Origin of the sequence: Bacillus altaicus (genome assembly GCF_042136375.2) — a bacterium.
GTDB lineage: Bacteria > Bacillota > Bacilli > Bacillales > Bacillaceae_G > Bacillus_A > Bacillus_A cereus_U.
In genome coordinates, this window is sequence record NZ_CM143394.1 from 2292984 (window position 1) to 2317638 (window position 24655).

Below are 24655 nucleotides of genomic sequence, written 5' to 3' on the forward strand. Positions count from 1 at the left end.
ACAATGTTAAGATAATGTAAATGTATTGTTAAAAAAGTGATTTCTCATATAATCTTTAATCAAAAAATTGATAGTTTTTCAAAATGAAAAAACGCTATTCTTTCTGTTGAATGATAGAAAGAATAGCGTTTTTGTATGCCTATTTATGTTTGCTTAAGAGATTTAAAATATAGTACGAAATCTTCATTTCGTACTATGAACTAGTAAGTAAAATATTTAATTCAGCAATAGTCTAGCTATTTGAAAACATTAACAACATGATTATGTAATGTTTTTTTGGTGTCAATAAAAATATTATGTCAACAATATGAACTGTCACAAATTTTCATATATTATTGTGATTCACATCACATCCCTTTTTCTCAATGGGTATTATGCTTAGTTTGTAAGGAATGATTGGGAGAGGGTGGGATGATATGTTTTGTTATCAATGTGAACAAACGCCAACAGGTGGATGTAAAGTGATGGGTGTTTGCGGTAAGAATGAAACCATTGCAAGTTTACAAGATACGATTGTGTTTGGATTAAAAGGAATTGCTGCTTATCGTACTCATGCTGCTCAGCTAGGGTATACAGATGCATTTGTAGATGCTACAACTCAAGAAGCGTTATATATGACATTAACAAATTCTAATTTTAATGAACAAGAACATATTGATATGGCTATGAAAGTCGGGAAATCAGCTTTACGAGTGATGGAGTTATTAGATGAGGCACATACGAATCATTTTGGTGTTCCCGAGCCTGTCCAAATTACACAAAATCATGTAGAAGGTAAGGCAATTGTAGTTACTGGTCATAATTTATTTGCATTAGAGGAATTATTAAAGCAAACAGAAGGAAAAGAAATTAATATTTATACGCATTCTGAAATGTTACCAGCACACGGATATCCAAAGTTGAAAAAATATAAACATTTAAAAGGAAACATTGGTAAGGCATGGTACGATCAACGACGCCTTTTCGAAAAATTTACTGGTGCTATATTAGCTACAACGAACTGTGTTATGCCAATTAAAGGATCATACTCTGATCGCTTCTTTTCGTATGATATTGCAGGTCTAGAAGGTGTACGGAAAATTGAAAATGATGATTTTGCACCATTGATTCAAAAAGCGCTAGAACTTCCAGAAGTACATATGGAGTCGGATGAACAGTTAGTAACAGGGTTTCACCATAATACGGTATTATCATTAGCTCCAGAAATTATTGAGGCAGTAAAGGAAGGGAAAATAAAGCGTTTCTTTGTTATCGCAGGTTGTGATGCACCAGGAAAAGGCGGGGAATACTATCGTGAATTAGCAACGTCACTTCCGCCAGAAACGGTTATTTTAACAACTTCTTGTGGGAAATTCCGCTTTAATGATGTAAGTTATGGTGTTGTGCCTGGTACGGAGATTCCGCGTTACATTGACTTAGGGCAATGTAATAACTCAATTTCTACAGTGAAAATAGCGGCCGCTTTAGCAGATGCTTTTCAATGTGAAGTAAATGAATTGCCAGTGAGTATTGTCCTATCATGGTTTGAACAAAAAGCGGTTGCCATTTTACTTGGGCTATTTAGTCTTGGTATTCAAGATATTCGTATTGGTCCAAAGGCACCTGAATTTATTTCACCTGGCGTGCTTGATGTATTACAAGAAACATTTGCTTTAAAACTGATTACAACTGCCGCAGAAGATATGAAAATGATGTTATCGTAACAAAAAGGATGTCCTATATGTAGAGTTGGCTTTATACAGAATTTGTATGTATTCGCAAGCTCATGTATTAGATGCACAGGTGCATTAGTAGAAGAACAAAAAAATAATCTGTCTTCTTAATAAGGAGAGCTAGCCACATTCATTAACTTCGGAATATTATAACGCCCAAAACGAAAATGCGGAATTTTTGTTTTGGGGTATTTCCTTTTCTTAGCTGGATAGGTATGTGGTGAGATTTCTTAAGAAGAAAATAGGCAGTATCCAATAGATAATAGCGGATTTAAGAAAAAATTTAAAAATCGAGTTGACATTCCATCTACACAGTCATACAATGTAGTGGTAATGAGTAATACTGAATAGCGTAGTTTTTAAAAATATATTCAGTAGCCAATAGGCAAAAGCGGATTTAAGAAAAAATTTAAAAATCGAGTTGACATTACATCTACTTAGTCATACAATGTAGAAGTAATAAGTAGTACTGAATAGTGAGGCTTCTCAAAAGCTATTCAGTAAAAATTAGCCTTAGTACTCTGTGATACTGAATATAAGTCAGACAGAATAGGGGGGAGAGGAGGATCAGAATATGGAAAATTTAACTGAAATGCTGAAGGGTTCGCTGGAAGGTTGTGTGCTAGAGATAATCAGCCGCCGTGAAACGTATGGCTATGAGATTACCCGCCACCTGAATGATCTTGGGTTTACTGAAGTCGTGGAAGGAACGGTCTATACCATCCTTGTGCGATTAGAGAAGAAAAAACTTGTGAATATTGAAAAGAAACCGTCAGATATGGGGCCACCTCGAAAGTTTTATTCACTAAATGAGGATGGCCGTCAGGAGCTTGAATTGTTTTGGAGAAAATGGGATTTTGTATCATCAAAAATTAACGTCTTGAAGTCAAACTAGCCTCATAAGATAAAACATTCGGCCGATATTTTGGGAGTTTCTTGTTCTGCTTTATAAAAAAGGAGGAAAAATAATATGTTGGAAATGTTCAAAAAATTAATTGGTGATAAAAAAGAGTACAAAATGATGATGGCACGGGTTGGGGCTCTGCCAGAGGACTACCAGTTTGTATTTAAGAAAATTCAAAACTACATGTGGAATTTTTCAGCGGGCAACGGGATGGATATGCTACACATACAGTATGAATTAATCGATTTGTTTGAAGCCGGTGCGGCGGAAGGCAGACAAGTGCTGGAAATCACTGGGGAGGACGTGGCGTCTTTTGCTGACGAACTAGTGGCGAACGCTAAAACTTATGTCTCCAAGTATCGTGAAGATTTGAATGAAAGTATCATGAAGCAATTGAGAAAAAAATAAATGCAATAGGTAATACCGACTGATTAGCTGGTTACAAATGTGAATTGCCACCATCGCTATTCAGTTATATTTTTAAATCAGTACTAAGTAATACAGATTATCAGTAATACTAAATAGAGGGGTGTAGGCAGTCTAGCTTTACAAAACATTTTTTAAGGAGGAAAAAATCATGAGCAATACAGCGATTTCTGTAAAAGGGTTAAAAAAATCCTTTAAAGATAAGGAAGTGTTAAAAGGGGTGGATTTTGAAGTGCAGCGTGGCGAAATTTTCGCACTGCTGGGCTCAAATGGAGCGGGTAAGACGACGATAGTCAATATCCTTTCGACGCTGATGAAGCAAGATGGCGGCGAAGTAGGTGTTTGCGGTTTTGACGTCCAGCGTCAATCGGATCATGTTCGTCAAAGCATCAGTCTGACAGGGCAGTTCGCAGCATTAGACGGTATGCTCACGGGGAGAGAAAACTTAATAATGATCGCCAAGTTGCGTGGAGTTTCTAGTCCCGCTCAAGTCGCTGACAATTTGCTTGCAAGATTTAGCCTGACCGATGCAGCCAACCAGAGGGCAGATCAGTATTCAGGTGGGATGAAGCGCCGGCTGGACATCGCGATGAGTTTGATCGGAACGCCAGCAGTCATTTTTCTCGACGAACCGACGACAGGGCTTGATCCCGAAGCGAGGATTGAAGTGTGGGATACCGTCAAGGAACTTGCCGGCGGCGGCACAACGATCTTGCTGACAACCCAGTACTTGGAGGAAGCGGAACAACTGGCGGACCGTATCGCTATCTTGCATGGCGGAAAAATTATTAAGACTGGTACTCTTACTGAACTTAAAGAGATGTTCCCACCAGCAAAAGTGGAGTATATCGAGAAGCAGCCGACATTGGAAGAAATTTTCCTTGCGATCATCGGCAAAAAGGAGGAGATGTAAATGAAGAGCAAAACAGGGGTATTGTTAGGGCGTTTAATGCGCAACATTATGCGCAGTCCGGATACAATTATTACGGTAGCGATTACACCGATTATGATGATGCTGTTGTTTGTCTACGTATTTGGCGGTGCCATAAAGACAGGAACGGATAACTACGTCAATTATTTATTGCCGGGAATTTTGCTGATGGCTATCGCATCTGGTGTCGCGTACACATCCGTGCGGTTGTTTACGGATGTGAAGAGTGGGCTGATGGCACGTTTCATTACTATGCCTATTAAGCGTTCATCGGTATTATGGGCTCACGTATTAACCTCACTTGTTGCTAATGTGCTTACTATCGTGGTGGTTATCCTTGTTGCGCTCTTAATGGGCTTCCGTTCCAGTGCTAATATTCTGGATTGGCTCGCGGTAGCTGGAATACTTGGGATGTTTACGCTGGCGCTGACATGGCTGGCTATCATTCCTGGGTTGACAGCGAAGTCTATGGAAGGGGCGACAGCCTACTCATACCCACTAATTTTTCTGCCCTTTATTAGTTCGGCCTTTGTTCCTACCGAAACGATGCCAAAAATTGTTCGTGCTTTCGCTGAGAACCAGCCTGTGACTTCAATCGTGAATGCGATTCGTGCCCTCTTATATGAAGGGACTGTTGGCAACGATATTTGGATCGCACTTGCTTGGTGCGTTGGCATCATGGTTATCGCTTACTTCTTCGCCGGTAAAGCATTTAAAAGTCAGTTAGGGTAACACCACCAGTTCGGTGTACTATGGCAACTAAATCTTCTGGAATAATATATATATGGGAAAGTGGATTTAAATCATATTGATCTTAGTTATTTCTATAATTGTTAGTATTCTTACTGGTTATGCGGTTGGTACGTAAGTGGGTTCAGACGTTGAGAAAAAGCAGACTGAGAGAGTTAAAGGGGAAGAGATAATATTTTGAACTCAATTATAATTGCCATATAATAAATGCAATTTTTATACATGAAAAGCCCACCTATTTCCGTAGGTGGGCTATATCTTTATTACACAGTACGAAAATATACTCTCTTTTTCTAAATATGCAATTATGCATTTTTAGAAAAAACTACACTTAATAAATATTACATATAGTAAATGGAAACTTGTGGTGTTATTCTTTTAACAGGCGTAACGTGTCAAACATAATAGAAGGTGTGATGGCACTAAGTGAGAGAAGTTCCTTTTTTCTGAAAAATGAATGTTGATTCTATATTGTTTATAATTATTCATTTAGATGATTTTATGTTTTCTTAATTTATTCCTTTATATCTACAATGATTATTTATTGTAACAGTTTTCACGTCTAAAATAAGATATTTCAGCAAAGGGGAATATAACTATCTTTATAATGAGTTCCCAATATAGTCAACGTGTTAATAAAAAGGATATCTGTATTATTTTCTCCTTTTTGCTAACTAATACAGCTTCAAAAAATAGACACAATCGCTACATACCAATTGTAATTTATTATCTATTCATAATTCTGTTTATTCTGTCTTTCTAAAAATAAAAAAAAATTAGACTCGCAAATATAAACGTTATAATGAGGGCGTCGAGAGGTAACCGATTACCTACGAAGAAAATATCAAACATTTTAAAGTTGGACAGACTAAAACGATTAATTGCAGAAAGGTGTGTGACCAGAAGGGGAATTTCTTCAAAATAGTTTAGTAGCAGCGGACATCGGATTAGCTGGTGTAAACAATATCATCAATGCTGACGAAGTATAGGGTTGGAGGATAAATGCCTCGCACATTAAGAGAGACAGCTTTAGGTGGAATCGTTTACAATATGGTGCATCAAGTAAGCGATTCATTTTTAAGAATGGTCTACATTCTTAAGCCTAAAAAGAGACGTAAGAATAGGATACAAGGGGGATTTATTATATGAATGGGAATACTGCAAAAAAAATAGAATTTCAAGCTGAAAATACTGCAGTGAAAAATGAGAAATATCTAGATCCTAAAAAGTGGCATAAACAAGATACTACCTGGGCATTGAGCCTTTTTGGAACAGCAATTGGAGCAGGAGTACTCTTTTTACCTATTAATGCAGGTTCAGGTGGTTTATTATCATTACTGTTAATTACGATACTTGCATTTCCTGTTATGTATTACTCACATAGGGCGCTTGCTAAAATGATATACGCTTCTAATTCTGCTGATGAGGGGATTACAGGCACAATAAGAGAGTATTTCGGCAATAAGGCAAGTATAATTTTTAACATAGTATATTTCGTCTCAATTTATACGATTGTACTGATGTATTCGGTTGCACTTACAAATACTGCAAGTAGTTTTATCGTGCATCAATTGCACATGCCGGAGCCTCCAAGGGCCATTTTATCTCTTGTATTAGTGCTCGGTCTTATCGCTATACTAAACTTTGGTCAAGATATCATTGTAAAGGTAATGAGCATGCTAGTATATCCTTTCATAGCTTCTTTACTTTTTATCTCAATATCTTTAATTCCACAATGGAATACGTCAATGCTTAGTTTTTCAAGTGTTTCTACTGCTTCAACAGGAACAGGGTATTTTGGAGTGATATTGATGATACTACCAATCATAGTATTCTCATTTAATCATTCTCCTCTGATTTCGTCATTTGTTATAAAACAGAGAGCTACCTATGGAATAGAAGCTACTGATGCCAAATGTGCTCAAATACAAAAAGTTTGTTATATTATGACATTCGTCGTTGTTATGTTCTTTGTTTGGAGCAGTGCACTGAGTTTAACTCCAAAAGATCTTATGATGGCTAAAGAACAAAACTTATCAATCCTATCATATCTTGCTAATGAGCTTAATTCACCTGTAATCACTATTGTAGCTCCTATCATTGCTTTTGTGGCTATAACAAAGTCTTTCCTTGGCCATTATATAGGAGCATATGAGGTAATGCGTGACATGATTATGAAGTTTGGTAAAACACGCGGAAAAGCTATCGAAGAAAAAACAGTTAAGACAATGATCCTTGCTTTTGTCGTATTAACATGTTGGTATGTTGCTTATGCAAATCCAAGTATTCTTGGAATCATTGATGCCCTTAGCGGTCCGTTAGTTGCTGCGATCTTATGTCTATTACCAATGTATGCGATTCGTAAAGTACCAGTACTGGCTAAATACAGAGGGAAAATGAGCAATGTGTTTGTCATTATTGTAGGTATACTTACTGTCCTAGCAAGTATTAAGTCATTATTATAATTCGCTATTGTTAGTTCAAGTGCTAAAATAGTGAATATGAAAAAAGAACGAAAGAGAATATGGATAAGATAAATCCGCATTCGAATTTTAAACAAGCAATTTAATGAGGATTAAACTCTAATATAAAAAGACATGAACAAAGATTAGTTCATGTCTTTTTTTGTGTTGGCGTTATTCTTAGAAGAGCTTTTAAAGTAGGGGTAACGAATAAAATGTTTTTACTAGGTATTTAAATAGAGGTAACTGGCATCTAGTCAAACTCAATATTATTTTGGGTTTAACTGGCCACTGCTTATGGGCAGTATAAACATAATCTCTCTTTTAAACCTTCTAACACTTCTTCAGGAACTTCCCTAATTTTGATATCTTTACCTAGGAAAAGTAGCCAATTTGTTATCTCTGTTAATTCATCGAGATCGTTAACATTGATAAAAGTCTTTAGAATGGCTGTGGATTGGTAAGGATTTGTATAGGAAATAGAAATTTTTAAAGGATGGTATTTTTTGAACTGGGCAATCGCTTTTGGACCAAGTTCAAGTACCAGGTTGATTGCTTCGTCCTTCTTACTTAGTTTTTCTAAAATCTTTTTCTTGCTTAATCTATTTTTCGTCGTATAGGGTTCGGCATTAATGAGATGATCGACAAGAAACATCTTCTTTTTTTCTTCTTTTATGTCAAAGCCTTCAATTATCCAATGGCTTTTTTCTTGATAAAGGTGTAGTAGATAAATTGGATAAGACTTGATTTCCTCCTCTTCTTTTACGGTAATCAATAAATGACTATCCAAAAGAAGAATTTGGATGAGTTTTTCTAACATAGGATGGGGGAGGTCAGAAAGCTCAAGTAGGTCGGGATTATGGGGGTTAGTCCCTTCAAAAAGCAAGATTTGATTTAAAAGAACAAGGTCATCTTGCTGGATTTCTGAGATGAGTCCTAGTAGTTTTTCGGCTAAAGACTGACGACTCTTTAAATAGGGAAGTTGTTGATTTCTTGTGGCCATAAAGGCAATAAAAAGAGCTTTGACCTCATTATCAGTAAAGCGAACAACGGGCAGGATAGAGTTATGCATGACAAAATAGCCCCCATCCCTTCCAACTTCAGCGACGAGCGGCATCCCCATTTCTTCAATTTCTCTAATGTCTCTAATAGCTGTCGATCGTGAGATGTTAAATTCTCGTATGATTTCAGAAATTGTAAAGTGGGAGCGGTTGTTGATGTACCGCATGATCGTATTAATCCGTTCAACTTTTTTCATGTTGGTCTCCTAAACAGTATCATTTTTTGACATGATTTAAGGATATTATAAACTCATCAGATGAAAAGATAAATCATTTGATTAATTTAAAAAGAGGAAGGTTTTGAATATGAAAAATTATACTTTAGAAGAAAAAGATAGCTTTATCGTGTTAGGTATTGGAACTGAACTTAAGAGCGAATACACAGACTTTGCTGGAATAAATAAAGAAAAGGAAGACTTTTGGTGGGCCGTTAAAGAAGATGGAAGGCTTGACACTTTAAAGGATTTAGCCACAAATGATTACATTTTTTCTGTGAGCGAAGCGGTGAATAACAAGATGATGTATTATGCTGGTGTTATGACAGAGGTACAAATACAAGAAGAATCTAGAGCTATTCAGTTTCCTATGGTGGAATACTTAGTAGTTAAAGGGGAAGGCAAGACGGCTGAGGAGCTAAGTAATAAGCTTACTGGCATTGCCTTTGGTCAAGTCTTACCTGAAGTTAAGGATTTTGCCTATGTTGGTGGGCCAAATGCGACGGTTGAGATGGGGCAGCGAAACGGCTTAGTATTTGGTGAAATGTGGATTCCAGTTGTTAGGAAGTAAAGAGAGTAAAGGAGAGATGGAATTGTCCTATATCGTTGATTTTAAAAATGTAACTACAGCTGGCTTAGCGTCTTCATCTATAGCAGAAGCGCTTGCTGGTTTACGTGCCCATGAAGCACGTTACTTTATGAACAAATACAAGCATGAATTTACGGTGGTATCAGCTAGTGAAAGCGAGGACACTCTAGATTATGTGAACCGCGTTTTGAAAGAAGAACGTGATATTGAGTTTGCGGCAAAACCTTTAGAAACATCGTGTTTTCAAGTGGAAAATATTAAATTTGCCTATGTCTTCTATGAGGATGGTCTTGCAGTCAACGTCATGTATACGTTGGATAACCCGAAGAAGCGGGCTGTTGGATTTAAGCTTTCTGAGGGAATGGAGATACCAAAGGAGTTAGAAGAGAAATTTAAGTTTGCTAGGCAGAAGTCTAAACTTGCTGGAACAATTCGAGGTTCGTTTTTTGTAATTAAAGGAGAATATAGTGCAAGTTGAAGAAGCAGTCGTTTGTTGTATTTTAAAAGGCGTGATTACGGAAGGTGAGGGCTAACAATCTTGAATTGTTAGCCTTTTTTACATAAGTATAATATTCATAGTCTGCTACACGCTACGTTCTTATAAAATGAAACAAAAGGAAATTACTGTAAGGGAGTGGAAGATTCATGGTCAGTTTTAGTACTTTACTAGTTTTTGCAATTGTTTCACTTAGCATGGTGTGTTCACCTGGTCCAAATATGATTTATCTCATTTCTCTTTTGGGTATCATGCTTGGCTTCATAGTTTATATAATCGCAACAATGTTCGGGCTTACAGCTCTTTTCCTTGCTGTTCCCGCTGTCTATGAAGCAGTCAAGTGGGCAGGTGCAGGGCGTGTTTTTTCATTTTAAGGAAATTTTGTTTTGTTATCTTTCCTTAACAACAAACAAGACGCCAACCAGATCATGGTAGCGCCTACGATAATTACTATAATATAATCTCTTTTCTAGATATGCCTTTATCAAGAATCAAAGAACTTAATACCACTTAGTACAAAAGCATCAGAACTTGGGCTATAACCAACTAACTTTCTTGTTCCTTCAATATCAATTCGTTTAAACCTGTTGTTAGATACACCATGTAAAATTGAAAATGGAGGTAAGTTCTTTGCCGTCATCGACTTTAAGAGAAGGTCCATAAAATCTTCTGGGCTTAAGTATGCACTCATATCTCTAGCTGTTAGTGGTTTACCATATGGATTATAATCATCATATGCACCTATACGAATAGCAAGACTTTGTAACCCTTCTTCATAAGCAAAATAAGAAGCAACAGCCTCTGCAAAACACTTACTTACCCCGTACATATTTTTGGGTCTCGTGGGTGAATAAGCATGTGGTTGATAATCCAAAGGATAGCCTTCAATTGTTTGAGCACTGGAAGCAACTATCACTTTGGATACATTATTATCACTAGCAGCTCTAAAAATATTATAGGTTCCCTTTATATGATTTTCTAATAAGGAGCCATAAAAATCAGCATTTGGCGAAGGATTACCTGCCAAGTGTATAACTATATCTATACCTTTCGTAAATTCTTGACAAGCAGCTAAATCAGAAACATCTAAATATATGACTTCATGATTTGTATCTTTAAAAGTTTCTAAAGCAGATAAGTTAATATCTGCTAGCCGTAACTGGTAATTCCCTTGCTTATCTAGGAATCTTGTAACATCTTGGCCAATCTTACCTGCAGCACCTGTAACTAAAATTTTTTGCATTTCACTTCATCCTTCCATAAAAAATACATCCCTTGTCAAGGGTCATATAATAGAGCATGCACTTATTGTATGTTGGTAATGGCATTAAATAAAACGAAGAAATATAATGGAGACATGAATAAAATTCATGAGGAGGACCATAGTGACTTTAACAAAATATGAAATATTTAACAAAGTGGCAGAACTCAATAGTTTTACAAAAGCTGCAGAAGTGTTAGGTTTCACCCAATCTGCTGTAAGTCATGCAATTAGCAGTTTGGAAAAAGAGTTTTCCTTTCCTTTATTTATTCGTAATCACTCTACTTTAACATTGACCAAAAATGCAGAGGAGCTTTTAATTACCGTTCGGAAAATTTTATACTATAACAACATGCTGAAGCAGGAAGTAGCCGCTATCAATGGGTTCCAAAAAGGAACAGTAAGAGTGGGGGTTTTTTCTAGTATTTCTAAAAACTGGATTCCTGGTATTCTTAAAAAAATGGAGGAAAAGTTTCCAAATATTGAAATCGAATTATTGGAAGGAAACTATGCTGAGGTTGAGAATTGGTTACAAAACGGGAGATTAGATTGTGGATTTATTAATAATGATACTTACTTTGAATCATTTGAAAAATCCTTTGAAATCGTACAATTGAAGAGGGATCGACTTTTATGTGTTGTATCTAACCAATCCCCATTATGTAAGGAAAACCAAGTATCAATGCAACAAATAGAAAATGTACCTTTTATTATGCCAACATATCAGTGTTATGATGATATTCAAAAAATATTTAGGGAGAATAAAGTTAGCCCCAATATTCGATTCGAAAATATGAATGAATACTCAGTGATCTCCATGGTGGAGAATAATCTAGGAATTAGTATATTGCCAGAAATGATTATACCGACATCAAAAAATTCTTTTGCAGCCATTCCACTTGAAAGTGATAGCTATCGAACTATTGGATTAGCTATAAGAAAACCAACCTCACTCGCGACTAAGAAATTTTCTGAGATTACTAAAAGGTGGGTATCATTTGAATCAATTTAATTTTGCCAAAATCTGAGTTATTTAAACTGATAGGGTTCTTCTTGAACGGAGCAGATTAGTTCAATAAGCAATGAGAAAAAGTTATATATTATGTGTCGATGTAGAAATATAATATGCAAAAATCAGGAGGTAATTATATGGTAATATATAAATTATATGACAGAACACCCTAATAACTTTGACTAATTACTAAACCTATATGAATCTTTATGATGGAATTCACTTAAATTAACAAGTAATGATTTGGAACGAATGTGCAATCAAAGTTGATACGCCATTTACGCATTTGATGAAAAATAATTAGTGGGTATGGGACGTGTTATTTCAGATGGTGTAATTACTGGAGTAGTTTGGGGAATATGTGTTCTATCAAGCTATCTGTCCGAAGGAATCGCCGCCATGTACAAATAGCGCTGGGCAATTGAATCATTTTTCCGCTGGATTTAGCTGAATTTGAACGTTCCCGTATTGTTTGGCACAACATCCAATGCGTTGTTCAATCAGTTATTCACAGCTATAATTGCCTATGCTTTGCTGAAATTTCTTCGTGCACAAGGCCAAAAGACAAAATAAACGCTTGTCATTTGCAGGTTTCACAAGCCTGTTTCTTTGTGAAGCCTTGTCAATTGAGTGGCAAATTAGTTTGAAAGAAACACTTGAATTCTACGGGTCGATAAATCAAGAAACTGTATTACTTTGGTTAATCAGCATACGTGTTAATTTATAGTATAATGATTACTTGAAATAATGCGGTGGAAAACAGGGAAAAGAGGGAACCGATGCCTACTATACTAGTTGCTGACGACGATGCGAACATTCGCGAACTCGTCTGTTTATTTCTACGCAACGACGGATTCGCAACAGCTGAAGCAGCGGACGGCAAGGAAGCACTGGCCGTCTACATCTCAACGAATGTCGATCTTGTCGTACTTGACATTATGATGCCGATTATGGATGGTTGGACGTTAAGCAAGGAGCTCCGAAGAGCCAATCCTGATCTACCTTTACTTATGCTGACTGCGAGAGGAGAAACATGGGAGAAAGTGAAAGGTTTCGAACTTGGGACGGACGATTATTTAACCAAACCATTCGATCCGTTAGAGTTGACGGTTCGTGTTAGGGCACTACTCAAACGATACAAGATTGGCTCCACGCAGAAGATCCATTTCGGGAACGTCATCCTTGATCGACAGACCTATAAGGTGATGAAAGGGACGGAGTCGCTTACGTTGCCGCTAAAGGAGTTCGAATTGCTGTATAAGCTCGCTGGAACACCCGGACAAGTCTATACGCGCGTGCAGTTGATCGATCAGATTTGGGGTATCGATTACGCCGGAGATGATCGAACGGTAGACGTACATATTAAACGGCTGCGTGAACGGTTCGCAACAACACCCGATTTTCGGATCGAAACGGTGCGCGGGCTTGGGTATCGGCTTGAGGTTTATGAATGATCAGATCCTTATATATACGTGTTGTCCTGACATTTTTAGTCTCCATCATCGGGGGCACGATCACTTCTTTTTTGGTGTCAACTTGGATATTCGAAGATAAATTGAACGAAAACGCTCAAATCAACTTACGTAACTTTGGCCAAGACATCGTCCGGATTTACAAGACCCTTCCGTTACGTGAAGCGGACTTGTTCGTAAGTGAAATGAAGCAGCTCGATTCTTATTATATTCGAATTTACGAAGCAACGGGTCAGTTCAAGTCTTACGGTAAACTTCACGGACACAAACCTGCGCCTGTGACGATGGAGCAACTAAAGAAAGTATTAGATGGAGGTGTTGTTCAGGACACTCCTAATGGTATTGCCACGGTCCTCTTAGGGTTGCCGTTGAAAACGGAAATGGGAACGAAAGCGATATTTTTGGAAGCGCTCGCCCCTCCTTCAGCCTCTTTTGTCACAAAGTGGGCATTGGTCTTTGCAACATGTTCGTTGATTGCAGGAAGCTTATTGATTCTAGTTGCCTCTGTATTCCTGGTAAGACCGATAAAAAAGCTGACAAAAGCGACCAAGCGGATAGCATCTGGAGATTTCGACGTCAAGTTGAATATTAAGCAAACGAGTGAGCTGGGTACTTTGGCTCGAAGCTTCGAAGAAATGATGCACGATCTGCAGCAACTTGAGCAGATGCGCAGGGAATTCGTAACGAACGTGTCGCACGAAGTTCAGTCTCCGCTCACTTCGATATCCGGTTATGCTCTAGTGCTTAAGCAAGTTGACCTTTCAGAATACGAACGAAGCCGTTATCTTGATATTATCATCGCTGAAGCGAAAAGGATGTCCAAAATGAGCGATAACCTGCTAAAGCTGAGTTTTCTTGAATCGCAGTCAAAGCAACTGCGGCTCGTCACGCTCAGCCTCGATGAACAAATCCGACGGATAATCGTGGCGCTCCAGCCACAATGGTCTGCTCGCGATATACATTTCGAGCTTGATTTACAGACAGTTAAAGTAACGGCTGATCATGACCTGTTAAATCAGGTATGGACGAATATCCTCAGAAATAGCATCAAATTTTCCGAGGATGCCGGCGTGATTAACGTAAGCATCAAACAAGATATCAAAAACGTGACAATCCTAATATCCGACACTGGTATTGGTATTCACCTTGACGACCAGAAGCGTATATTCGAGCGTTTTTTTAAGGCCGATCGTTCCCACAGTCGTAAGTATGACGGAAGTGGTATGGGACTCGCTATCGTTAAACAGATCGTGTCGATTCATCAAGGTGAGATCCGAGTGAAAAGTGAACCTGGTCAAGGAACGACCTTCATTGTCACCTTGCCAATCACTACACCAACAGATTAGTTAGATTCATTCTCTATGCTACGACTCATATGCAAGCTTACTTGCATATAGAGCCGTAGCATTTTTTTTGGCAGTTCATATTCAGTTCATATTGTCGTCATGGTGAGTACATCTTCATTGGTTAAGTTTTCATTACAGGCACATGAAGGAAGGCAAACAGATCAGGACAGGAGAAGATGACAGTGACACAACAAGAGGAAAAGAAAACGCTGAGGGGAATGAAAATAAAGAAAGTGCGAAACATCTTACTTAAAATCATAGGAGCAATCGTTCTAGCCATTGTACTTTTTTTAGGTATTGTTTATATCGTAAATGTGATGAGTAGTCATTCGGAGCAAAAACGAATAGTGCCCTACGGGCAGCACGTATCTGTAGACGGGAGAAACATGAATGTGTTAATTCAAGGCGAGGGCGAGGAAACGATCGTGCTCCTGCCTGGTTATGGAACAGCTACTCCAGGGCTTGATTTTAAGCTTCTTATCGATGAATTATCTCCATTTTACAAAGTTGTTGCGGTAGAGCCTTTCGGTTATGGATTAAGTGATGAAACTGTAAAAGAGCGAACCACGGAGAATATGGTAAGTGAAGTTCATGAAGCTCTACAGCAGCTTAATATTAACAGATACATGCTCATGGGCCACTCCATTACAGGCATTTATGGAATTGATTATGTGAACAAATATCCAAACGAGGTGACTGCATTTGTCGGAATCGATAGCAGTGTTGCAACACAACCGGGTATGGATATCAATTTCCCATTAAAAACGTTTGCATATCTCAAAAAATCAGGTCTCTTAAGATTGGCTATGAAAATCAGTGCTGACCCCTATGCTGGACTGGCATTTGATGAAAAAACCGTAGAGCAAATGAAAATGATTTCGAATAAAAACATGTATAATGACACAACCTTGAATGAGATGGACCATATTTCGTCTAATTTTAAAGGGGCTCAAGGTTTAATCTTCCCTAAATATCTTCCACTTCTTCTCTTTGTACAAGCGAATAATGAAGGTGTAGCAGGATGGATACCTCTGCATGAAGGGCAGATCAAAGACTCGGTACATGGAAAAGTAGTAACCATGGATGGATCACATTATTTACACCATACCAAATTCAAAGAAATCGCTGAAAACGTTAGACTATTTATGAAAGAAGTAAAGTAAGTGTTCAGAGAAAGGTTCATCCGTTATTTTATGCATTTGTCTACAGTCTGCAAGACCATCATTTCGATGGTCTTTTTTATGTCCAAACAGTTGTATATTTCCAAACCAAGATTATACTTTCGCCTGAAAGACATTGGGTTTCATTTTCATATTAACTAACGAGGCAGGTGTGCGGCCGAGCCTAGGTCGTATCATATAACGGGTGGGATTCCCGTCGAGTAAGAACTAGCCCGAGTCTTGGAGGGCTAAAGGTAACTTTAGTCTTTAAGCGTAGACAGTTAGGTGGCGGATTTGCTTTACTGATCGTTCTATTCATCCTGTTAATCATTATAGGATGTAGTTGTTGGGGCGGCGGTAGCGGCGGATTCGGTTACTAAAAAAAGGGGCACTCATAAGAGTGTCTTTTTTCTCAATATAAGAACTCTAAGAATATGATATTATTTTAATGCAAATTCCCTTTTGTGCAATGAGATAGTAATGCCTAACAAAAAACCCACCTATTTCCGTAGGTGGGCCTTATCTTTATTACACAATATCAAAGTATACTCTCTTTTTCTCGTAAATTTTATGTAATTATACATATTTGTAAAAATTACATAAAATAAATATTACATGTAGTAAAATATAAATTGTGGACACGTTCTATAAAGCTGATTCTCCGATTAGAAGGCGTAACACATCTCAACCATATAGGTGTGGTGTGGCGTTGCTTTAATCTAGCCAAACAAACGATCTCGATTCTCTTGTATTTGTACACTAACAATCTGTTGAAAATAAATGATTCTGTTTTATAGGACGTGTTTACTTAATGTCCAATACATATTATTAAATTAAAGTGGTTCAAGTCGGAGGAAGGCACCTTAGGGTGTCTTTTCTTTATGGGGTCTCACCACATCGCCATCAACTAAAAAAATATATAAAACCCCCAAAAAGGAATTTTATATATTTTCAATTTGAAGAGATCAATTTTCTCGTTTGAGGTATTTGTTTACCTTATCATGAGGACAATAAAGTGTTTTATACTATATTTTTTTGAAAAATCAGTAAATTATTTGATGAATTAATAAGTTACTATTAATCTATAAATAGTAACAGTGCAGTAATCCAAAAGAAAAATGCTCAAATCGATAAATAGGGGAGGATTCTAGATGAAGGTAAATCAGAATATTGTTTTAAAAATTATTGGGTTAGAATTTTTATTAATGATTTTTTACACGCTTAACGGGGCCTATCAAATTATTACTAAGCCATCCAGTCCAGTATTACAATTTATTGGACTTGTTCCTTTAGCAGTGGGGATTTTAATATATTTAACAATAAAGAACAAGTGGAAATTCTATTTCTTTGATATTAAGTTAAATAATTCAATGAAGAATACCATTTTATTAAATTCCCCATTAGTGCTTGTTCTATTAGTAATACTACTTGGTAATAAAGGATTAAACACAACATCGGTATCTGACTTATTTTTTATGTTTATCATGCAATTTTTTGTTGTTGCATTTATTGAGGAAATCTTTTTTCGTGGATTTATGCTCAAAATGTTGTTTTCAAAGGGGATAAAAAAATCAGTTTTGATTTCAAGTTTTTTGTTTGGTATCACCCATTTATTACAACTAATTGGTGGGCAGTCTATTGAAGATACCATTTTACAAATCATATATGCATTTTTAGTTGGACTTGTTCTGTCCTTACTTATCGTAAATAAGCAATCAATTATTATCACCATTACTTTCCACGCTTTTAATAATTTCTTTAATTTTATGGGGAATGTTCAAGCCTCGTCGCTTTTTGCATATATTATTATTGCAATTTTATTCTTCTACACCATATATTTATGGAAACGTGCTAATAAAAAAGAGTGTATTCGACAGGAAATAAATATAGCAGTTTGAGTTGTGATATTACCTTTTCAGTATAGAGGGCAGCCTGGTACCACAATATTACCTTTAAAGGGGCTTGCTGCATGCTCATCAACTTAAGAGATTAATTGTTCCCCTAAAATGAAAAAATACGGTATTCTTTCTGTAGAATCATAGGAAAGGATGGCGTTTTTTTCATTCTAGGGGGCATTTCTTTTTATTAGCTTGATAGCGATGTGGCGGTACCCCATTAATAGAAAACTACTGCAAGATTTATTAGTAGAAATCAGCAAATTAAATCAATGGGAAAACGTAATGCTAGATGAAGAATCTGCAAATTCACCACAAGAAATCAAAATTGATATAGAACAAGCATGGAAAACATTTGAAAGTCGTTCCAAGCTAGACAATGTTTCTAATATAAATCACAAAAAACAACAGAAGAAGGGACTCTTTACAAACATGAGTAAAAAATCAAAACGTTTCATGTATACAGCAGTAGCTGCAGCAGCACTTTTCACAACAGCAATGATTCCACAAGTACAAGTAGCGGCTACAAATGTTGCCTCATATTTTTCTGATGCAATTACAAATGATAAAATTGTAAATGAAGGAATACAAGATGAAAATGGTGTCACACAAGATATGATGAAGAATGGTAAATATATTCCTATTGATGAAAAAATTACAGATCAAGGTATTACTGTACATTTCAAAGAATTATATATCGCAGATTCACGTATATCAGTTCATTATAGAATGGAAAAAGCTGACGGAAATTTAGTACCATTTGAATTTGATACATCAGGATTAGAGCTCGAAAGTGATGGTAAAATTAATGGGCAACAAGAGGAAAACCCTGAGATTAAACATGAAGGGAGACTATCATTTATCCATGATTCAGATGACCGTCTTCCTTTTGAACTTATGGCAGCAGGTAAAAAATTAAATGATGTAGGCATTCGTGATAATGATAAACCCGAAGGTGTTGCTACATTTGTTATAGTTTCTGAGGGAAAAGACGATTTTAAACAGCCCCTTACTTTAGATGTAAATATAAATAGAATTGGAAAAGTAATTGGATCTTGGAAAGGTGAAATTCAAATTGATACTTCACATCTGAAAAATAATACTAATTAAAATGAAAAAAAGAATAGAACAATATGTATCTAATGCTCAGTTTATATGTTTTCTTGTTTTCATTACATTTATTTCTTATATAGTTTTTACTCTATCTTTTATTTATGATTTAAGTTTATAACCTTAAATCAATCATTTAAGACCATTACGAGAAAAACCTCCCTAAAAAAGTAGGGAAATAAATAACCGGTCCCTTAACGTATAAGGAATCGGTTATTTTGTATCTAAAATGTGTCTAAACTTACAATTTTCTTTTTTGATATGGTGCCCCTATAGAGAAAGAATTTTTTCGTTTAGGGGGTACTTCAAAACCTTAACTTGATGGCGATGGGGTCCCGCCAACATAACGCGAATTTCGTACGCTAAGGAACTTTTTATTTAAAAAACTTGGTTTTCCGTACATTAAGAGTGTTCCATAAACGGTATTTGATGTTTGATATAAAACTTTGTTTTTGGTAATGAGTTTTTGAACTGAATTTTAAACATATTTCAGTCAGTTTTGATAGATATAAATAAAGTTCCTTAAACGACCGTTTTAGGGACTATTTGGACTGGTTAGTCAACATGTGATACCGCCAGCATTTCGAAAAAAAACACGCTAAGCAAATTAAATAAGAAATAAGCAGGTTTTTATCACGTTAAGAGTAAACCTATTTATGAAAAATAAAATTCTTAAAAAATGGAGAGCCGATACCATAAACCTGCATTATTAATGTAGAATTTTGATGTTGGCTCTTTATTTACTAAAATAGCAAGTTAGTGAATAAATTGTTCATATTTTTTCGAGAGGAGGTTAAGCAATGAGAGCGCCGTATCAAGTATTGATATTTCCTTATATAAAAACTGATGATTCCATTCAATATGGCATTTTTAATCGAAGTGATTATGGTTATTGGCAAGGAATAGCTGGTGGTGGAGAAGATGGTGAGACTCCTATTGAATCAGCAAAACGGGAAGCGTTTGAAGAGGCTGGTATTATAAGAGAATGTCCATATATAAAACTAGATTCTGTGTCTTCACTACCAGTATAGGATGTAGTTGGTGAATTTCTTTGGGGAGAAGATGTTTATGTAATAAAAGAATTTTCTTTTGGAGTTAAAGTTCCTACAAAAAATATTAAATTATCTAAAGAACACTTCAAGTATAAATGGTTGTGCTTTGAGGAAGCCGTAACGCTTTTAAAATGGGATAGTAACAAAACAGCTTTGAGGGAATTAAACAAAAGGCTGTTAAAATAATTTAAGTGTTAGTTAACAAAGCCGATAATAGAAATCACACATTAAACATATATTTATACGCGTTGTTACTACACGCTAAGGAATAGTAATAAAAAGATGATGCCGATAAAACTATATAAAAACCAAAAGAATCCTAAGATGGGGAATGTTTTATGAAAATTAAGCATGGTAAACCTCCTTGGGTATATAAAGGATTATAATACATCGTTGGTCTATTTAGAATACTAACCATGAATTGGATGGCATTAGGCATGGTTAAACTAATAGAAATGATACATTAAACGTATTTAATGAGTCTGCTAGGTATAAAGATAATTGATAATCATACAATGATATGGAAGGGCCTTTTCTAACGTGTTAGTTACCTCAACGTATATGTATCTCTTGGCGCCTGGGCGAGGGTGCTTTTTTTATTGCACATTTATAATATGGACAAGCATAATATTATGTAACAGGACGAGTTCTTCGTGTCCTATTCAATGCTCAGGATAAACCCAAATTCACATTGAGAGCACCAATAGCGAGGGTACTCTCTTTTTATTGAATCTACATTTATTTTTATGCCTAATGAATTCGCTAAGTGGATACTATTTCATGTGAAATGGTGATTTCATTTATATTCTGGATAGATTTCTTGCGAAATATGTAACTAGAGCCGTATTTAAATTGAAATATGATACGATAGTTGTATGTATACATTTAGATGGTAAGAGGGGATAAAAGTTGATGAAAAACCATATAAAAGTAAATGGAAAACTCCTTCAAACAAATATATACAATTTTAATTTTTTTGGAGGCGTTCTTCAATAAGTTTTGCTTTTTCATTCACTTTTGTTGTATATGTGAAATCACCGTAACAATATGGATATCTAAAATTTTGTTTATTTCCACCACAAGTGTATGTAGCTGGATTCTGATCAACTTTCAACTTAGAAAACTGTTTAGCTGTATCTTCCGAGTGTTGTTTAGCTTCTTGATTGGCAATAAAATCAATATAGCCTGGCCCCATATTATAGCTTTGAATAATTGTATCCATGCTAACACCTTTTTCTTCTCCATATCTATACATTTGAACAAAGTGCTTTACCCCTTGTTTAATGCTCAAGTTTATCTCTTGGATTTCATTTGGCTTTAATCCAAGTGATTCGGAAGATTGCATAGGGTCGTTGCCCTCACCCCTACTCTCGTGGTACATAATTCCTAGTAAAATTGCTGTTTTTTCTCCCAAATTATATTTTTCTAATTCTTTTTTCATGATGGGCTCATATTGCAATAAACGTTCCTCGGTAGCAAACGCTTTATTTTTTTGAGTATTGGTTTTGTCATTAAAATATAGTATCCCGATTATTGTTCCTAACCCTAAAATACTAATAAAGAATAATATAATAGTTTGTACTTTTCTCTTATTCTTCAAATATTACTCCTCCTTTTACAAGAAACCCTATTTTCAATGGTGGCTGGTTATTAAAAAAATTCAATAATTCTCTATTTCCCAGCTTTTTTAGACTCGGAAATTTTTTTCTAAATGCTAAGTTTAATAGAAAAATTTAAAGATAAGGTAAAGATAAGATAAAGATAAAATAAAGTCCATTTTTTAGGGTATCCATTATGTGTTCTAAAGGCTCCAGATTCAAGAGATATATTATCTACATAACCCATAAGAGAGAAGGAGGTAAGCAAAATGTCACTTGAAACAGACATAATTCTTTCTTTATTAGATATAAAACTGTGGATGGCCCATCATTCGGAAATTAGTCGCTTAAAAATAAAAAAAAAATTAAAATCAGAACCGTACCTCAATAAGTCTTCAAGTGTTAATAAAAGAAAACTATATAAGGTGAGGGAATAAAGATTCAACACCAATGATTATCAATAATTGAAGTGCTAATGATTATAATAAAAAAGAACCTTCAATAGGTTCTTTTTTATAGTTGGTAAATATGTTATCAACAATAGAGGGTAATAAAGATAGAAATTTAGACACTTTTTATTAATGGGCTAAGTTTTCTTAGGAAGAAATCTATTTCTCATGACTGATCGCTAGATATAACAGGATATATCATTTATTAATTTGGGTGGGTGATTTAGCTTTTTGAGTTTACCACACTAAAATTTAAATTTTGTTTAGGGACAAAATGTTAAAGTGTTACATTCTGAATTAACAGAAAATTAAATTGGTAAAAATCCTATTAAATCTTTTATCAGGTAACTCATATTTCTTTGGCCTTATTTTCATGGTATTACCGAACGTTTATATGTCTCTAAGGGAAAGAAATACTTTAAGTTTTATTACCATCTAATGTTTGATTAAGATGGTAACATGAAAATAAAACGTTTACAACTAGAAAATAAAGAAAAAATATAAAAATTCGACTTTTTTCGACATTACGACTATGAGAGAAAGAATCTAAATTAAGTAAATCTTATATTTAGAGGGGATATTTACCTTATACATAACGGTTAAAACATTTGCAAATGTTTCACGAGTAATTAAAAACGTCGAATATAAAATTATATTGTGAAAATTTTAAACGAACATACTTTATAATTCATACTTAGACTAATAAATTAATTACTAATAAATTAAATACGCTATATTTAATAGAGTATAATAAGGAATATTTAACTTTAATATTCCATATTATATATAATTATGAATCATTTAACATATTTGTTGCGGAAAATTTTGACATAAGATATTTTAAATATTAAGCACAGAAACATTTCAAAGAAAAAGAGCTATTTTAAAATGTACCCTAAAAACGTTTTTCCTAAAAGTAGTAAGATTTTGCAAAACGTTTCTGTGCCTAATTAGATGAAAATAATATGATAAATTGTTTAAAAGAGATAAAAATAAGTTGCTTTTATGGAGAAATATACATCCCATACTATTAGAATTATGTCAAATTGTAGTTTGCAAATTACATTTCAAAGTATAAAAGGGGCATTTATTGCATAAAAAAGTAGCTGCACAAAAGTACAGCTACTTTTTTCTTGAAAACATTATTATGCAAATAGCATACTTAACGTAAACTTGCGCTTAACGGTACTTGTGAATAAATTGTGAAATTGCTACTCTATGTTTCTAACTAACATTTTTGCACCAGAACCATATAAAAAGAGGACGAATAGTTACGTCTTCTTTTTATATGGTTATATTAGCTACAAAATAATATCATTTAAATAAATCTTCTATTATATTAGCAGGGGATAGTGATAGAAAAGTGTGTTCCTTTTCCTAGTTCACTTTCTATCTCTATATCTCCGTTTAATTCTTTAATAATACTGTACGCAATCATAGTACCAAGCCCAGTACCTTTTTCTGTTGTTGAATAAAATGGCAAGGCAATACGTTTTATTTGTTGGGAAGACATTCCTATTCCTGTATCAATAATATCAATTACAATATTATCTTTTATTTTTTGTATATTTATTTGTAATACGCCACCATTTTTCATAGCCTCAATTCCATTTTGTATGATGTTGGTTAGACATATTTTTAATTTTTCAGTATTAGCATTTATGTAAAGGGAATCTGTTGTAATATGCTGTTTTATTTCAACATTATATGAAAGAGCGAGTGGTGAAATATTATCTTTCACTTGATTTAATATGTAATTAATATCTAGTTCCTCTTTTATAATGTTTTGTGGTTTGGTTAAAGATAAATAGTTATTAATAGTAGATTGTATTTGCTGCATTTCAAGTAACATAATTTCTAAGTACTTATCTTGAGACATCTTAGCACTCTCATCTTCATTTAGTAATTGAGTGAATCCACGTACCGTGGTCAGTGGATTATGAATTTCATGCGCGATCGATGCAGCTAGTTCGCTAGCTATATAAAATTTTTCTGCTCTTTGCATTCTTTCTTTTATTTTATATTTCTCGATCATTCTTTCTATTAAATAAACTGATAATAATACTGTGAAAATATTTATGATTATATAATTGAATAAAAATTCAATGAGAGTAGAGTCAATTTTACCACCTGTATTTATTTGCGTTACAATACCGCAGATAGAAAGGGAAGTTGTACATATCAAAATAAGTAGAATACTTAATAATATCTTCTTTTCCTTGAAATAAGTAGGTGACAAGTAACGAAACATGATTGTAATAACAGAAATAATAGTAAAGATAATAAATGATGGGAAAACTCCGCTTCCACCTAAGTAAAATCTATAAGAAAGATATAAAACTCCAATACAAATAATGCTCTTTGTATTTCCATATAGAAAAACTAATATAATGGGAATAAAACGTAAATCATAAATGAACCCAGCGTGTAAATGAAAAGGAAAAGTCGTACAAAAAATAATTGCAATGGAGGAAAGTACAGAAATTAATATATTATTACATGCCATTTTTTCTTTATGTTCTAGCCAAAATACTTGGTAACTAAGGATACAAATAATAATAATAAATGTATTTAATAATAGTGTAGGAATTCCCATAGTTTATACCTCTCTGAGAGTTTGTAAGTAGGATTATGTATGTGTTTAATCTAGGTGTTTGATTTTATTAGATTTTCTATCTTTAAAAAAGAAAAGGAAGGGCACTTGAAAAAGTGCTTTTTTACCATTTATATTAAAATCGATGAGGAAGATAGAAA

At 34.9% G+C, this 24655-nt stretch carries 18 protein-coding genes and 6 pseudogenes; 20 read left to right on the forward strand and 4 right to left on the reverse strand.

The features are described from left to right. Nucleotides 1-416: 416 nt before the first annotated feature. From hcp to ACE38F_RS11995, 7 genes and pseudogenes are all read left to right on the forward strand, one after another. Nucleotides 417-1703, forward strand: a complete 1287-nt coding sequence (hcp, locus tag ACE38F_RS11965) for a hydroxylamine reductase (RefSeq protein ID WP_375370494.1) — start codon at nt 417-419, stop codon at nt 1701-1703. A gap of 583 nt (nt 1704-2286) precedes the next feature. Beyond that, a complete protein-coding gene (locus ACE38F_RS11970) occupies nt 2287-2607 on the forward strand; it encodes a PadR family transcriptional regulator (RefSeq protein ID WP_002087595.1) in 321 nt (106 codons plus the stop codon). Nucleotides 2608-2682: 75 nt separating this feature from the next. After that, on the forward strand, nt 2683-3024 hold the full coding sequence (locus ACE38F_RS11975; RefSeq protein ID WP_002014108.1) for a DUF1048 domain-containing protein: 342 nt from the start codon (nt 2683-2685) through the stop codon (nt 3022-3024). 169 nt (nt 3025-3193) lie between these two features. Next, nucleotides 3194-3955, forward strand: a complete 762-nt coding sequence (locus ACE38F_RS11980; protein WP_341306223.1) for an ABC transporter ATP-binding protein — start codon at nt 3194-3196, stop codon at nt 3953-3955. Further along, nucleotides 3956-4705 (forward strand): ABC transporter permease, encoded by a 750-nt coding sequence (locus ACE38F_RS11985; RefSeq protein WP_215553688.1) that lies wholly within the window; start codon nt 3956-3958, stop codon nt 4703-4705. A gap of 859 nt (nt 4706-5564) precedes the next feature. Then, a pseudogene (locus ACE38F_RS11990) lies at nt 5565-5722 on the forward strand (L-serine ammonia-lyase, iron-sulfur-dependent, subunit alpha); the annotation flags it as partial. A gap of 146 nt (nt 5723-5868) precedes the next feature. Beyond that, entirely contained in the window at nt 5869-7188 is a 1320-nt protein-coding gene (locus tag ACE38F_RS11995) for an aromatic amino acid transport family protein (RefSeq protein ID WP_215553687.1), read from the forward strand. Nucleotides 7189-7480: 292 nt separating this feature from the next. Here the strand turns inward: ACE38F_RS11995 and ACE38F_RS12000 are convergent, their stop codons facing one another. Beyond that, nucleotides 7481-8443 (reverse strand): helix-turn-helix transcriptional regulator, encoded by a 963-nt coding sequence (locus tag ACE38F_RS12000; RefSeq protein ID WP_375370493.1) that lies wholly within the window; start codon nt 8441-8443, stop codon nt 7481-7483. A 109-nt stretch (nt 8444-8552) separates the two neighbouring features. On the opposite strand from ACE38F_RS12000, the gene ACE38F_RS12005 reads away from it, so the two are divergent. The 3 genes and pseudogenes from ACE38F_RS12005 to ACE38F_RS12015 form a co-directional block, all read left to right on the forward strand. After that, the gene (locus ACE38F_RS12005; RefSeq protein WP_375370492.1) at nt 8553-9032 is read left to right on the forward strand and encodes a GyrI-like domain-containing protein; all 480 of its coding nucleotides are present in this window, start codon (nt 8553-8555) and stop codon (nt 9030-9032) included. A gap of 16 nt (nt 9033-9048) precedes the next feature. Then, on the forward strand, nt 9049-9528 hold the full coding sequence (locus ACE38F_RS12010; RefSeq protein WP_252188728.1) for a phage tail protein: 480 nt from the start codon (nt 9049-9051) through the stop codon (nt 9526-9528). A gap of 167 nt (nt 9529-9695) precedes the next feature. Beyond that, a pseudogene (locus ACE38F_RS12015) lies at nt 9696-9899 on the forward strand (LysE family translocator); the annotation flags it as partial. A 131-nt stretch (nt 9900-10030) separates the two neighbouring features. On the opposite strand, the gene ACE38F_RS12020 reads toward ACE38F_RS12015, so the two are convergent. Next, nucleotides 10031-10789: an NAD-dependent epimerase/dehydratase family protein gene (locus ACE38F_RS12020; RefSeq protein ID WP_341306229.1), complete on the reverse strand. Its 759-nt coding sequence runs from the start codon at nt 10787-10789 to the stop codon at nt 10031-10033. Nucleotides 10790-10931: 142 nt separating this feature from the next. Here ACE38F_RS12020 and ACE38F_RS12025 point away from each other — a divergent pair, with 142 nt between their 5' ends. From ACE38F_RS12025 to ACE38F_RS12065, 9 genes and pseudogenes are all read left to right on the forward strand, one after another. Then, nucleotides 10932-11819, forward strand: coding sequence for a LysR family transcriptional regulator (locus tag ACE38F_RS12025; RefSeq protein ID WP_215553681.1), 888 nt, complete (start codon nt 10932-10934; stop codon nt 11817-11819). Nucleotides 11820-11975: 156 nt separating this feature from the next. After that, a pseudogene (locus tag ACE38F_RS12030) lies at nt 11976-12212 on the forward strand (GNAT family N-acetyltransferase); the annotation flags it as partial. A 386-nt stretch (nt 12213-12598) separates the two neighbouring features. Beyond that, entirely contained in the window at nt 12599-13273 is a 675-nt protein-coding gene (locus ACE38F_RS12035) for a response regulator transcription factor (RefSeq protein ID WP_215579125.1), read from the forward strand. Beyond that, nucleotides 13270-14637, forward strand: a complete 1368-nt coding sequence (locus ACE38F_RS12040) for a sensor histidine kinase (RefSeq protein ID WP_375370491.1) — start codon at nt 13270-13272, stop codon at nt 14635-14637. The genes ACE38F_RS12035 and ACE38F_RS12040 overlap by 4 nt, the downstream gene beginning before the upstream one ends. A gap of 182 nt (nt 14638-14819) precedes the next feature. Beyond that, nucleotides 14820-15800 carry an alpha/beta hydrolase gene (locus ACE38F_RS12045; protein ID WP_375370490.1) on the forward strand — a complete coding sequence of 327 codons (981 nt, stop codon included), beginning with the start codon at nt 14820-14822 and terminating at the stop codon, nt 15798-15800. A 281-nt stretch (nt 15801-16081) separates the two neighbouring features. Further along, a pseudogene (locus ACE38F_RS12050) lies at nt 16082-16177 on the forward strand (YjcZ family sporulation protein); the annotation flags it as partial. A gap of 771 nt (nt 16178-16948) precedes the next feature. After that, the gene (locus ACE38F_RS12055; protein WP_341306231.1) at nt 16949-17695 is read left to right on the forward strand and encodes a CPBP family intramembrane glutamic endopeptidase; all 747 of its coding nucleotides are present in this window, start codon (nt 16949-16951) and stop codon (nt 17693-17695) included. A 234-nt stretch (nt 17696-17929) separates the two neighbouring features. Next, nucleotides 17930-18802 (forward strand): annotated as a pseudogene (locus tag ACE38F_RS12060) (DUF4179 domain-containing protein); the annotation flags it as partial. A gap of 800 nt (nt 18803-19602) precedes the next feature. Next, nucleotides 19603-20040: pseudogene (locus tag ACE38F_RS12065) on the forward strand (NUDIX hydrolase). A 781-nt stretch (nt 20041-20821) separates the two neighbouring features. Here ACE38F_RS12065 and ACE38F_RS12070 read toward each other — a convergent pair. Continuing rightward, the gene (locus tag ACE38F_RS12070; RefSeq protein WP_002035240.1) at nt 20822-21454 is read right to left on the reverse strand and encodes a lysozyme family protein; all 633 of its coding nucleotides are present in this window, start codon (nt 21452-21454) and stop codon (nt 20822-20824) included. Nucleotides 21455-21721: 267 nt separating this feature from the next. Here ACE38F_RS12070 and ACE38F_RS12075 point away from each other — a divergent pair, with 267 nt between their 5' ends. Beyond that, on the forward strand, nt 21722-21889 hold the full coding sequence (locus ACE38F_RS12075) for a hypothetical protein (RefSeq protein ID WP_002137499.1): 168 nt from the start codon (nt 21722-21724) through the stop codon (nt 21887-21889). A gap of 1351 nt (nt 21890-23240) precedes the next feature. Here the strand turns inward: ACE38F_RS12075 and ACE38F_RS12080 are convergent. Beyond that, nucleotides 23241-24497: an ATP-binding protein gene (locus ACE38F_RS12080; protein ID WP_375370489.1), complete on the reverse strand. Its 1257-nt coding sequence runs from the start codon at nt 24495-24497 to the stop codon at nt 23241-23243. Between the last annotated feature and the right edge of the window lie 158 nt (nt 24498-24655).

Excerpts from the sequence above, each read along its gene's own strand:
- ACE38F_RS12055 (WP_341306231.1), top strand. The coding sequence starts at position 16,949 with ATGAAGGTAAATCAGAATATTGTTTTAAAAATTATTGGGTTAGAATTT.
- hcp (WP_375370494.1), top strand. The coding sequence starts at position 417 with ATGTTTTGTTATCAATGTGAACAAACGCCAACAGGTGGATGTAAAGTG.
- ACE38F_RS12035 (WP_215579125.1), top strand. The coding sequence starts at position 12,599 with ATGCCTACTATACTAGTTGCTGACGACGATGCGAACATTCGCGAACTC.
- ACE38F_RS12075 (WP_002137499.1), top strand. The coding sequence starts at position 21,722 with ATGTCACTTGAAACAGACATAATTCTTTCTTTATTAGATATAAAACTG.
- ACE38F_RS11980 (WP_341306223.1), top strand. The coding sequence starts at position 3,194 with ATGAGCAATACAGCGATTTCTGTAAAAGGGTTAAAAAAATCCTTTAAA.
- ACE38F_RS11975 (WP_002014108.1), top strand. The coding sequence starts at position 2,683 with ATGTTGGAAATGTTCAAAAAATTAATTGGTGATAAAAAAGAGTACAAA.
- ACE38F_RS11970 (WP_002087595.1), top strand. The coding sequence starts at position 2,287 with ATGGAAAATTTAACTGAAATGCTGAAGGGTTCGCTGGAAGGTTGTGTG.
- ACE38F_RS12010 (WP_252188728.1), top strand. The coding sequence starts at position 9,049 with ATGGAATTGTCCTATATCGTTGATTTTAAAAATGTAACTACAGCTGGC.
- ACE38F_RS12040 (WP_375370491.1), top strand. The coding sequence starts at position 13,270 with ATGATCAGATCCTTATATATACGTGTTGTCCTGACATTTTTAGTCTCC.
- ACE38F_RS12020 (WP_341306229.1), bottom strand. The coding sequence starts at position 10,789 with ATGCAAAAAATTTTAGTTACAGGTGCTGCAGGTAAGATTGGCCAAGAT.
- ACE38F_RS12000 (WP_375370493.1), bottom strand. The coding sequence starts at position 8,443 with ATGAAAAAAGTTGAACGGATTAATACGATCATGCGGTACATCAACAAC.
- ACE38F_RS12080 (WP_375370489.1), bottom strand. The coding sequence starts at position 24,497 with ATGGGAATTCCTACACTATTATTAAATACATTTATTATTATTATTTGT.
- ACE38F_RS11995 (WP_215553687.1), top strand. The coding sequence starts at position 5,869 with ATGAATGGGAATACTGCAAAAAAAATAGAATTTCAAGCTGAAAATACT.
- ACE38F_RS11985 (WP_215553688.1), top strand. The coding sequence starts at position 3,956 with ATGAAGAGCAAAACAGGGGTATTGTTAGGGCGTTTAATGCGCAACATT.
- ACE38F_RS12005 (WP_375370492.1), top strand. The coding sequence starts at position 8,553 with ATGAAAAATTATACTTTAGAAGAAAAAGATAGCTTTATCGTGTTAGGT.